Source organism: Flavisolibacter ginsenosidimutans (genome assembly GCF_007970805.1).
Taxonomy (GTDB): domain Bacteria; phylum Bacteroidota; class Bacteroidia; order Chitinophagales; family Chitinophagaceae; genus Flavisolibacter; species Flavisolibacter ginsenosidimutans.
The window spans coordinates 4,489,339-4,500,679 of sequence record NZ_CP042433.1 but is presented as its reverse complement, the minus strand read 5'-3'; the positions used below and the strand labels follow the sequence as shown (position 1 = coordinate 4,500,679).

At 45.3% G+C, this 11,341-nt stretch carries 11 protein-coding genes; 8 read left to right on the top strand and 3 right to left on the bottom strand.

From position 1 onward, the window contains the following. The first annotated feature begins 63 nt into the window (after positions 1-63). The gene (locus tag FSB75_RS19170; protein ID WP_146790779.1) at positions 64-303 is read left to right on the top strand and encodes a hypothetical protein; all 240 of its coding nucleotides are present in this window, start codon (positions 64-66) and stop codon (positions 301-303) included. A 652-nt stretch (positions 304-955) separates the two neighbouring features. Here the strand turns inward: FSB75_RS19170 and FSB75_RS19165 are convergent. Then, a complete protein-coding gene (locus FSB75_RS19165; RefSeq protein WP_146790777.1) occupies positions 956-1,240 on the bottom strand; it encodes a hypothetical protein in 285 nt (94 codons plus the stop codon). Between the two features lie 368 nt (positions 1,241-1,608). Beyond that, positions 1,609-2,157: a hypothetical protein gene (locus FSB75_RS19160; RefSeq protein ID WP_146790775.1), complete on the bottom strand. Its 549-nt coding sequence runs from the start codon at positions 2,155-2,157 to the stop codon at positions 1,609-1,611. 947 nt (positions 2,158-3,104) lie between these two features. On the opposite strand from FSB75_RS19160, the gene FSB75_RS19155 reads away from it, so the two are divergent. From FSB75_RS19155 to FSB75_RS19125, 7 genes are all read left to right on the top strand, one after another. Beyond that, a complete protein-coding gene (locus FSB75_RS19155) occupies positions 3,105-3,923 on the top strand; it encodes a metallophosphoesterase family protein (protein ID WP_146790773.1) in 819 nt (272 codons plus the stop codon). Positions 3,924-3,948: 25 nt separating this feature from the next. Next, a complete protein-coding gene (locus FSB75_RS19150; RefSeq protein ID WP_146790771.1) occupies positions 3,949-4,527 on the top strand; it encodes a GNAT family N-acetyltransferase in 579 nt (192 codons plus the stop codon). Further along, complete coding sequence (locus FSB75_RS19145) at positions 4,493-4,795, top strand: DUF6916 family protein (protein ID WP_146790769.1); 303 nt, start codon at positions 4,493-4,495, stop codon at positions 4,793-4,795. The genes FSB75_RS19150 and FSB75_RS19145 overlap by 35 nt, the downstream gene beginning before the upstream one ends. 137 nt (positions 4,796-4,932) lie before the next feature. Next, on the top strand, positions 4,933-5,451 hold the full coding sequence (locus FSB75_RS19140) for a phage tail protein (RefSeq protein ID WP_146790767.1): 519 nt from the start codon (positions 4,933-4,935) through the stop codon (positions 5,449-5,451). Between the two features lie 40 nt (positions 5,452-5,491). Further along, positions 5,492-5,995: a phage tail protein gene (locus FSB75_RS19135; RefSeq protein ID WP_146790765.1), complete on the top strand. Its 504-nt coding sequence runs from the start codon at positions 5,492-5,494 to the stop codon at positions 5,993-5,995. Positions 5,996-6,016: 21 nt separating this feature from the next. Then, the gene (locus FSB75_RS19130) at positions 6,017-6,541 is read left to right on the top strand and encodes a phage tail protein (protein WP_146790763.1); all 525 of its coding nucleotides are present in this window, start codon (positions 6,017-6,019) and stop codon (positions 6,539-6,541) included. Between the two features lie 80 nt (positions 6,542-6,621). Beyond that, a complete protein-coding gene (locus tag FSB75_RS19125; protein ID WP_146790761.1) occupies positions 6,622-10,980 on the top strand; it encodes an Ig-like domain-containing protein in 4,359 nt (1,452 codons plus the stop codon). A gap of 129 nt (positions 10,981-11,109) precedes the next feature. On the opposite strand, the gene FSB75_RS19120 is transcribed toward FSB75_RS19125, so the two are convergent. Next, complete coding sequence (locus FSB75_RS19120) at positions 11,110-11,328, bottom strand: hypothetical protein (protein WP_146790759.1); 219 nt, start codon at positions 11,326-11,328, stop codon at positions 11,110-11,112. Positions 11,329-11,341: the final 13 nt, after the last annotated feature.

Here is an 11,341-nt window from a genome sequence, read left to right as displayed (position 1 = left end):
CTGCTAATCACAATCCAATGTTTTCGTGGTTGCCAAATGCGCCCAACTAAAAATTCAATTTGCATGACGGTGGAAGAATTTACATTGTTGCCATATGCGGAGCGGCTAAGCGCCCTTACCGAACAAGCTGTTTGCGTTGCCGGACGCGACTTGCCCAAGTTTAAGGTCCTGCTTTATCAATTGGGTAGCTTTTACGTTGAAGTGTTTTACCACGTAAATTACAATTACATCACCGAGCTCATGCCCTTTGATTCCACCGACCTACTCAGCCCTTACCTTGCGAACATTCCGCTGCCGTTTTAACTGAGCTGCCTTCCCTTTTACAACTACCTTTTTTATACGTCGGCAAGCAAACTTCTGCAGTTTTTGCAGTATACAAGGGGCGGAGGAAATGCGAGTCCTCCGGACAAGATTTTTCTGTATGGGTGAACAAAAGGGACGTCTGCTTTCAAACCAACACCCTTGTCCGCCAACTTGATTACACCAATGCTGCAATACGCTTATGAGGCGTGGTTTTGGGCTTTTATCCTTTCAGGCTACATCGAAAAGAACAAACCAAGAGGGTGTGAACTGCTTCTCTTTAAAAATAATTTGCTAAATAGTAAATGAAGGCAAAAACTTCGCTGAAAATGCGGAAGAAAAACCTTTCATAATTGAGTACCACGGCAAGATAGCAGGTGGGCAGTAAAAGCAAAAGCGGATCTTTATCGTTGTCAGAATTTGATCGTGAGGACGATTACAAAGAAATCTATTCTGGCTTAATAAAAAGGATAGGCTGCTGCTTAGAATTTAATGTGTTTACCATTATGAGGGGTAGAAACCCTTTGAAGTCAGAGGCCTATCCAATAGTCAAAGGTCTATAAATTTCTCTGAGTAAATGCGGGATGTCCTGATTTAAATCCAGTCCGGGTCGCAACCGTGAACATTTTCAGGTTGCATCCGGCTTTATAATCATTTAAATTGCTTCTTGCAACGCTTCTTTTACGACTTCTTCTGGCATTTCATTCAGCTCACGAAACCTGTTGACGTCGAAGGAAGGGACAAAGGTTCCGAGGCCAGTGGGATGAGGAAGAGAGGGATTATCCAGTTCTACAAGCGTTACAGCTTTGCCCCTGCGGGTAATGAGTACCTCGTCAACTGTGTAATGCTGATCAAGCACCGGGCGGCTTGGTATCATTGCCTTTTGTTCTTCTGTGAAAACATCGTTGGTGCACACCACTCTTGTACCAAATTTTATCATGCCCGCAAAGATGGGAAAAAGGGCCGTATCTCTTCTTTACATTCTCGTTAAATCTATCGCCCTTATTTTGTATAGATTCCCCTCACTTTCTCCCAACCGTTTGCGAAAACTAAATTGAGACCATGAACCGCCGATTGGGCTTTCTGTTTCTGCTATTTTCCCTTGCAGCGCGAACAGATTAGCTGCTCTCTAAAGCGCCGTTGACCGGGCAACGTATAAGTTTTTGTGATATGGATAAAGGTAAAGTGCCTGGATAAAATCTCTTGGGTACCTCCTAACGCCGCTTGTTTATGGCGATACAACACAAAGCAGCAACCGGCAGAAAGATATTCGGCTCAAAGCATCAATGCATAAATACACAGTAAAATTTAATGCGGAAGCATCAAGCCAAGCTTCAGCGCAATGCGGCGGAAATTGTACGGCCTTGAAGAAGTAGTCGCATTTTGTCCGGTTTTCGACACAAGATCGTAATCGTAACCAGCGTAGCCAAGGGCAAAAAACAAGTGCGTTCTTTGCTGCGAAGTAAGCCTTACGCCAACGCCGGTAAAAAAGCTCAGACGTCCTTCCATGGTTTGCGAACTTGTGTTACCATAATTGTCTTGCGAATAAAACAACTTGCCCACTTCAAACAAACCGAATGGAGCGATTTGCGTTTCATCACTGGCCGTAAAAAATGTAATTCTTGCCGAAAGCGGCACAGTTAATTTATCAACAAAGGGCTGCATCTTCAGTACACCGGTTGAGAGACCGCCGTACAACTTTTCAACCAATCTTATATTCCCGCTAAAGTTAACGCTGTAGCCGGTATAAGAAAGATATTTGCCAAAATTTGCGCTGCCATCGGGGGAAAAATAAGTTGCGGTTTGACCAAAGCATAAAAGCGGTAAAAAGAATAAAAGAAGCAGGGCCTTTCTCATTGTATGGTTGTTCTAATATGAATGAAACCTCTCAAGAAGCGGCAAGGGTCATGCCACAGTTCGCTGTATTCGCGCCAGTTAATGGAAATTAGCCGGAGTAGAATGCCGGACAAAGGTCGGACCGCTTTGTCTTAAAATAAGAACGCATCAAATCACTTCGAATCAACCAGCCTTGCCAACCTTATTAAATCATCTTATAACCGATTCGACCTTTGTCCGCTCTTTGTTCCACCAACTTTGAAAAGCCGAACTTAATAGAGTTCGGCTTTTTGCATCTTACTTCCACCAGAGCAGGGGCGACAAATTTGAACCAGTCTATGGTTGAGGACTGTATGGTCATATATTGGTTAATAATTACAAAGGCACAACCTCCAAATGAGTTTCATATAACTTTAAAGAAAGATTACAGTCAGTAAAAGCTTTAGTAAAGTCACTTCGGCAAAGGAAACGCCGCATGCAGCTTTTCAACATAAGACCAATTCATAACTTTCCGTTGTAAAGAATTTTAAAAAAATACGTAATTAAAGTTTATTATTTAATTACAATCCGGTAGCTTAGCTACTGGTTCGTCTTTGCTTGTGTACGCAAAGACATGGAAAGCCCCAAGATCCTCACTACAACCGCTTTTATTACAAATAGCCTACCTAAAGCACCTAATAAGCACCCCTGATCAATGCCAATCGGCCATCGTAACCTTTGACGGTATGTGTTCGTATGCTGTAATTAGGTAACGTCCTACAATACGAGGATACACGTTGATTACGCAGTGTGCATTGTTTTGCAACCGGTACTGAATTCTCATTAATTGTTTTAATAATTGTACCATGACGAATCGCAGGGACTTCTTAGTAAGGTTCACTATGGCTGCAGGTGCTGTTTCTATCTTAAAGCCCCTGAATGCTTTTGCAAGTGTCGGCGGCAAATGTCTGCCTCCAACACGCACAAGTATGCTGACCATTTTGCATACCGCTAACATACAAGGCCAATGGTCATCATTAGGAATAACTGAAAAACTTTCCGGGTTAGGCGGCTTGCAAAACATTACTGAGAAATTAGCAGGCATAAGAAATGAGAACCCATCGGCCGTGGTAATCGATGCAGGCAACATGAGTGGCTGCCGGCAAACGAGAGAAGAACGGTTGAACTTTTATAAAAGAGTAAGCAATGCAGCGTATGACGCAGTAGTTCCAGGGTGGACCGATTTAGCCTTAGGAACAACCTGTTTTGCGGAGATCGTAAATGCAAGCGGGGTGAAGATTGTTCCCTACATTAAACAGCTTGGCATTAACACCGGCTTGTTACCTTACTCCATTCTTAAAAAAGGCAAAGCCTGCATAGGCATTATCAATGCAGGAATACCTGCTTTAAAAGGCGCTCAAAACACATCAACCTTACCTCTTGCGGTAGTTATTAACCAAACCGCTCAGCTATTGCGGTCATCAAAAAACTGCACATTAATTATTTGTGTCGTTCAGTCCTCAGACAAAAAGTGTTTGAAATTAGCTGGTCTTTCCGCCGGTATTGATGTGATGATAAGCACAGTGGGCAAGACTTCGCTGCACAACACAGAAGTAATAAGAAACAAATCCAACCACGAAGTAATCATAAGTTATGCAGGTGCTAAAGGCGCTATGATAAGCCGCATTGACTTTACGTTTAACGAGTGTGGAGAAAAAATAAACGTGGCTTCCAAAGCCATCTTTACCGGTGCAGAAGACGAAAGTTACGCCGGCATTTTAAAGAGATACGCCGCGTATAACGCTTAAAGAAACCGCAGTTAATTAATATTTAATGGTACTGAAGTTATCTGATCCGCTGCTTCATCTGCGCACCATTACCGCTAATGATGAAGAAATTTTATGTCAGATTTATTCAAGCACCCGCACAGAAGAACTGGCGCAACTAACCGATTGGACTGCAAGCCAGAAAGAAATTTTTTTAAGGTCGCAGTTTACAGCGCAGCACAACTATTATCAAAACAATTATGGCGGCGCCCATTTTTGGGTAATTGAATACGGGTCGCAAACTATTGGGCGGCTGTACCTCCATACGCATTACGAAGGCGCAAGCATGCGCATCATTGACATTGCACTTTTGCCCGGCTGGAGAAATCGAGGCATTGGGAAACAGATTTTATTAGCCATAATGGAATTGGCAGAAGATACGAATCGCTCGGTAACCATCCATGTAGAAAGCTTTAACCGGGCAATGAAATTATATAAAGGCTTAGGCTTCGTGTTAGTGAGCCAGACCAATGGCGTATATCATTTATTAGAGTGGAAAAGCAACGCTCATTCTTTCCAGGAAAACGTATTATGTAAACAACAAGCAACCAATGGAAGTCGCACTACAACTTTTAACAGCCTCTGATTTTCAGTCGCAGGTGAGTAAAGATTTTTCTATCCATTTTCCCAATGAGGTTGCCACTGCGCAGTTAGTAAAAGTAGTGGAAATGCCGCCTTATGCTAACGTGGAGCGTAAGCCTTTTTCTATTCTACTTCAGACCACACAAAAAGATCATTATTATCAGCAAGCTATTTATACCATTGAGCAACCTGCATTAGGCAGTATGCAGATTTTTTTAGTGCCTGTCGAATGCAATGAAGCGGGAATGCAATATGAAGCTGTGTTTTCTTAGAAGTGGTATTGGGGGGACGATAAACGTGGCCAAAGATTTAGAAGTGCCGGTAAGTAAATTTTGAAAAACGACGCTGAGAATTAACGATAGAAGTTTATAAGAACGTGAATTCAATTTGGCAATAAATAACTCTTTATATGGCACAACCCTACGTTGGTGAAATAAGAATGTTTGCCGGCAATTTCGCACCCGCAGGATGGATGTTTTGCAGTGGGCAAATACTTCCCATTTCAGAAAATGAAACGCTCTTCAATTTAATTGGCACTACTTACGGAGGAGATGGGCAATCGACGTTTGCACTACCAGATTTACAAAGCCGCGTGCCCATACACATGGGGGGCGGAGCTGGTTTATCTGCACGCACTCTTGCGGAAACAGGCGGTGTTGAGCAAGTAACATTAACCGTTCAGCAGATTCCGTTACATACACACCAGCCTTTAGCTAACACAGTAGGGGCAAGCGATAGCCCCAATGGCAATGTTTGGGCCACTGCAAGTGGTGGAATAAAACCTTATGGAGCCGATCCGGGAAATGCTGCAATGAATGCGGCTTCGCTGGCACAGGTAGGAGGCAGCCAGCCACACGACAACATGATACCATACTTGTGTGTGAGCTTTATCATTTCACTATTTGGGGTTTTCCCTTCTCAAACCTAAACTGGCATTTTAAATAGAATAGTAACCTAAAAAAGATATTATGTCAACAGAACCATTTTTAGCACAAATAGGGATTGCCGCTTTCGGTTTCCCACCAAAGGGATGGGCCTTATGCAATGGCCAATTATTACCTATTAACCAGAACCAAGCGCTTTTCTCGCTGCTCGGTACCACTTATGGTGGCGACGGGCGGGTGAACTTTGCTTTACCGGATTTGCGAGGCCGGGTCCCTATGCACATGGGGAATGGCCATACCTTGGGGGAAAAGGCAGGAGAAGAGAATCATACCCTTACCCAAGCGGAAATGCCGGCGCATACGCATATCCCGCAGGGAAGTTCCAATTCGCCTGATGCAAGCACACCGCTGAATAATTTCTGGGCAAGCAATACCGGCTTTAAACCCTATTCGGGAACTGCAAACGAAGCCATGTCGGCAACGGCAATTTCAAGTGTTGGCGGAAGTCAGCCTCATTTCAACATGTCACCGTTTCTTACCCTCAATTTTTGCATTGCCCTGCAAGGAATATTCCCTTCGCGGAATTAATAAATAATTAAAAGAAATACAATGGACCCCTTTGTAGCAGAAATAAGAATTTTTCCTTTCAACTTTCCCCCAACAGGTTGGGCAACATGCGATGGACAGCTATTGCCTTTAAGCCAGAATACAGCTTTATTCTCCTTATTGGGCACAACCTACGGCGGCGACGGAAAAAGCAATTTTGCGCTTCCCGATTTGCAGGGCAGATCGCCAGTACAACCGGGCCAGGGGCCGGGGCTGTCGTTATATGATCTTGGTCAATCAGCGGGAGAAGAGACCGTTACCTTACTCCAGACTGAGATACCGATGCATAGCCATACAGTGAATGCAAAACTTGCAGGTACTGCCGCTGATCCCAATGGTTTGCTTTGGGGAAATCCTGGTGGACGGCCTGCACCTAATTTCTTTGCTACTGCGCAAGGAACGGCGCAAAATATGAACCCATCGGCCGTATCAGTATCCGGCGGTAGCCAGCCTCATAATAGCTTAATGCCCTACCTCACATTAAATTTTTGTATTGCGTTGCAGGGAGTATTTCCACCACGATCATAAGGGTATAAGTGAAGATGTGAACATTTATTGTATCGTTTGGCAACCGCCTATCTGATTATTAAAGTTTTAAATACGTCATTATGCTCCATTCTTGCGACCAAAATCTGAAGCAACTTGTACAAAGCAATTTTAAAACGGTAAGTCTATTTCTTTTTTCTGTTCTGCTTACTTTGTCAGCTTCTGCAGCTACTATTACGGTCACCACAACCAACGATACGCATGCCGCTAACCCAGGTGCAGGAACTGGTCTCGATGCTTCTAACCAAATCTCTTTCCGTTCGGCGCTAGAGGCGGCCAATGCTGTTGGTGGTTCACAAACGATAGTTGTTCCCGCAGGAACGTACAATCTTACGCTCGGCATGATAACCTTGAACGATATCGTCGAGAATATTACCATTAACGGTGCAGGAGCATCTACAACAATCGTTCACATGACGACAACGCTGCAAGGCCGTATTCTGTTTATAGGCACGTCTGGGCTGCAGCCAAATATGATAACCACGATAAACAACATGCAGTTTACCGGGGGTAATCTTACCAGCGATGATTATGGCGGCGGCGCTATTATTGCCGGGGGCCCATCAAATAGCTTAACCCTGAATGGTTGCATTTTTCAAAACAATACTGTTCCGTTTGACAAAGGTTCCGGTGGCGCTGTTCGCTACAATGGGGGAGGAACATTAACTATTGACAATTGCACTTTTACTAATAATACAAATGCTGCTGCTGATGGTGGCGCTGTAAGTTATTTTCTTGAAAACCTGGTAAGTGCTGGAAACGGATCGGTTAGCATCACCAATTCTACATTTACCAACAATACAGTTACCAATACCGCTGTTGGCGGTGCTGGCGGTGGCGCTATCTATGTTTCTGCACAGGGAAGGATCAATGCCGGTGTTACATTCAGTGTTTCTATTTTAAAAAATACGTTTACAGGCAATGCAACGAATGCCGTTGGTGGCGCAGGCGGCGCATTAGAAATAAACAATGCATTTGATGTTGGTAATACAGCCCAGGTGCATTATAACCGCATAGTAAATAATACTTCTACCATTGCGCCAAATGGTCTTGTTATGCCAAGTTCACAAGGCAATGTAGATGCAAACGACAACTGGTGGGGTTGTAATACAGGGCCAAATGTTGCCGGAGCTTGTAACATGGCTGCTATTGGTGGTAGCGGTGGCACGGGAACGCTGACTACAGGTACCTGGTTGCAACTACAAACCACTGCTTCACCCAACCCTATTTGTAATACTTCCGCAGGGCTGGGCAATACATCTAACATTACAACAAGTTTCCTTAAAAACTCAGCAGGTACTTCAATTACACTGGCCAACTTAGTTACTTTAATCGGTCGTCCTGTTACCTGGAGTTCAACGCTGGGAAGCCTTTCCAGCCAGCAAGGAACCATCCAGGCCAATGGACAGGCTACGGCATTATTCACTTCTGACGGAACAGGGGGTACAGCAACTGTGAATGCTGTGGTCGATAATTTAACGGCTACAGAAACTTCTCCTTCCAGGGCAAATATTACTGTACATACAATTCCAACTGTCACCAACCCGGTTACTACTACGGTTTGCAGAGATGGTACAGCCACATTTACAGCAACCATAACAGGAACTCCTGCACCTACTATACATTGGCGTGTTGGTACAACAAATCTTGTGGATGGCCTTCAAGCTTCCGGGTCTACCGTTTCGGGCGCCGGCACAGCCACGTTAACCATCACCAATGCGCAAGCAGGTGATGCGTTAGCCAACTATAATGTACAGGCAGCCAATGAATGCGGAACAGCTACTTCGACCGATGCCGCGCTTACAGTAAATATTCCATCCGTGGCACCAACAAGCATTTCCGGTACAAACATTTATTGTAACCCGGGATCCACTACATTAACCGCTGAAGGAGGCACTTTAGGAACGGCCGCCAATTACCAGTGGGGAACCGGAAGCGTGGTCGGAGCGTCACCATTACCGGGGCAAACGGCTTCTACCCTTACTGTATCACCAACCGTCACTACCACTTATTGGGTGCAGATTGAAAATACGGCTTCACCTTGCACTGTAAATACAGGCGGGCCAACGCAGGTTGTAACGGTTAACCAGCCATCTGTTGCACCATCGGGCATTTCTGGTACTACAACTATATGCAGCGGAAGCCTCACTACCTTAACTGCTACGGGAGGTATCTTGGGAACAGGGGCAACCTACCAATGGGGCACAGGCGCCGTCGTTGGAACCTCGCCACTAATTGGAGAAACAAATTCGACTCTTACCGTATCACCAAGCAGTACCGCAACTTATTGGGTACGGATTGAAAACACAGCTTCACCCTGTACACCAACTACTGATGGCGTAACGCAAGTCGTAACGGTTTATCAACCTTCAAGTGCCCCATCTGGAATTACAGGAAATACAACCATCTGCAATGGCGGTTCCACCACGTTAGCGGTCACCGGCGGTACGTTGGGTACAAATGCACATTATCAGTGGGGAACCGGCACTGTTGTAGGAACGGCACCATTATCAGGCGAGACTTCTTCAACCCTCACTGTATCGCCAACAAGCAATACCACTTATTGGGTGCGAATTGAAAATACGGCTTCACCTTGCACTGCAAATACCGCAGGAGTAACGCAATCTATAACTGTTAACCAGCTCTCTATGGCTCCAACCGGTGCCACCGGAAGTACATCTATCTGTAATGGCGGCAGCACTATATTGACTGTAGCGGGTGGAACAAAAGGAACAGGAGCAACTACAGAATGGTTCACCGGTTCTTGCGGAGGCACTCCGGCAGGCACGGGAGATGCCATCACTGTTTCTCCAAGTACTAACACCACCTATTTTGTAAGGTATAATGGTACATGTAACACCACCACCTGCGCAATGGTAACGGTTAACATTACATCAACTAATAGCATTGTACTTACTTCTGCAACGGGTACCGATGCGCAAGCAGCTTGTATCAATACACCAATAACTACCATCACCTATGCTACAACCGGGGCCACAGGGGCCAACTTTAGTGGTTTGCCAGCAGGTGTAAGCGGATCATGGTCGGCCAATGTTGTAACCATCAATGGTTCGCCATCATCATCGGGTATTTCAAACTACACGGTCACACTAACAGGCGGCTGCGGAAATGTATCCATTGGTGGATCTATAACAGTGAACCCTGTACCAACAGTTACTACACCAACCGTTACCCAACCAACTTGTGCAGCGCCTGCCGGAACGATTGTCGTAAACGCATCAGGCACCGGCACACTTGAGTACAGTATTAATGGTGGTGCTAACTGGTTTACATCCAATACATTCAGTCCTGGAGCAGGTAATTACACTATTGCAGTACGTTCGCAAAATTTCCCAGCCTGTGTTACCAATTATAGCGGGAACCCAGTGGCCTTAAATGCAGCAACCGGTTGCACCGTACCGCCGACAATTACTTGTCCGGCTACTATAACAACAACTGCTGCTTCCGGCCAGTGCAGTAAGTCAGTTTCGTTTAGTGCATCAGCAACAGGAGTACCGGCACCAACGATAGTATATAAAATTGGAGCTACGATAATTACTTCACCTTACACTTTCCCTGTCGGAACAACCACCGTGAACTGTAGGGCATCTAATGGCACTTTGCCTGATGCTACCTGCAGCTTTACCGTTACGGTTAACGATGACCAGCCGCCGGTGATTCACACAATCACAAATCCGATTGTTCTGTTATGGTCTCCCAATCACAAATACCAAACGATAAGTGTATCGCAGTTTGTAACCTCGGTAACGGACAACTGCGGTAACATACCTGTCGGCTATGTCGTTATTACCAAAGTAACAAGCGATGAAGCGGACGATGCACCGGGCAATGGAGATGGCAATACTACGCAGGACATCAAGATTGCTTCTGATTGCAAATCCGTGGATCTGCGCAGCGAAAGAATGGATGGTGGCAATGGACGGGTGTATACAATCTACTTCTTTGTAAATGATGGCAAGGGCAATACTGCCACCGCCACCGCTACCGCTATCGTGGCTCCTAATCAGAGTGGTACTACAGCCATTGATAACGGCCCTGTTTACACCGTGAATGGTAACTGTAACACTGGCAGCTTCATGACGCAAACCCAGTACATAGGAGAGTCTATTACTACGGTTAAACCAGAAGGGGTCAGGGTACAAAACCACCCAAATCCATTCAGTTCATTTACTACCATCCGTTACTGGCTTCCGGCCGAGGCACAGGTTAGTCTTGCAGTGTATAACTCGCTGGGTCAAAGAGTCTCGCACCTGGTGAACGGCCGGATGAGCGCAGGCGAACACGCTGTTAGGTTTGAGGCATCGGATAGAACTGCGGGTATTTACCTGTACACCCTGAAAACGACTGATGCAGAGGGTAAGCCAGTTGTGTTCAACGGGAAGATGGTGATTGCGAAGTAAGAAATTTTCTGTTGGGCCATAAAAAAGGAGGCTGTCTCTCACCAGACAGCCTCCTTTTTTATTCGGGTAATACAGGCTTACGCTTCATGAATGATGGTACCATTCTACTGTTTAACGTGCTGCAACACCCTAGCTGCCGGACAAATACTGAGGCGTCCCAAGTTGCAGCAAGATCAACGATACAACTCCTGTTTCTACCCGAATTATCATTGGAAATAGCAATGCACTGTTCTTTTCTAAAACACCAGCGGTCCAAAGCATTTCTTTAATTCCTTCGTTATATGCCGTTCGCCAATCGCACAATTGCACCAGCGTAACAAAGGCCAGTGCGGCAAGATTGTTAAGCATCGGAAGTAACCTT

What these genes read in the sequence shown, in the direction of transcription:
- FSB75_RS19160 (WP_146790775.1), bottom strand. Translation starts at nt 2,157, where the DNA reads ATGAGAAAGGCCCTGCTTCTTTTATTCTTTTTACCGCTTTTATGCTTT.
- FSB75_RS19165 (WP_146790777.1), bottom strand. Translation starts at nt 1,240, where the DNA reads ATGATAAAATTTGGTACAAGAGTGGTGTGCACCAACGATGTTTTCACA.
- FSB75_RS19140 (WP_146790767.1), top strand. Translation starts at nt 4,933, where the DNA reads ATGGCACAACCCTACGTTGGTGAAATAAGAATGTTTGCCGGCAATTTC.
- FSB75_RS19145 (WP_146790769.1), top strand. Translation starts at nt 4,493, where the DNA reads ATGGAAGTCGCACTACAACTTTTAACAGCCTCTGATTTTCAGTCGCAG.
- FSB75_RS19120 (WP_146790759.1), bottom strand. Translation starts at nt 11,328, where the DNA reads ATGCTTAACAATCTTGCCGCACTGGCCTTTGTTACGCTGGTGCAATTG.
- FSB75_RS19130 (WP_146790763.1), top strand. Translation starts at nt 6,017, where the DNA reads ATGGACCCCTTTGTAGCAGAAATAAGAATTTTTCCTTTCAACTTTCCC.
- FSB75_RS19170 (WP_146790779.1), top strand. Translation starts at nt 64, where the DNA reads ATGACGGTGGAAGAATTTACATTGTTGCCATATGCGGAGCGGCTAAGC.
- FSB75_RS19155 (WP_146790773.1), top strand. Translation starts at nt 3,105, where the DNA reads ATGCTGACCATTTTGCATACCGCTAACATACAAGGCCAATGGTCATCA.
- FSB75_RS19125 (WP_146790761.1), top strand. Translation starts at nt 6,622, where the DNA reads ATGCTCCATTCTTGCGACCAAAATCTGAAGCAACTTGTACAAAGCAAT.
- FSB75_RS19135 (WP_146790765.1), top strand. Translation starts at nt 5,492, where the DNA reads ATGTCAACAGAACCATTTTTAGCACAAATAGGGATTGCCGCTTTCGGT.
- FSB75_RS19150 (WP_146790771.1), top strand. Translation starts at nt 3,949, where the DNA reads ATGGTACTGAAGTTATCTGATCCGCTGCTTCATCTGCGCACCATTACC.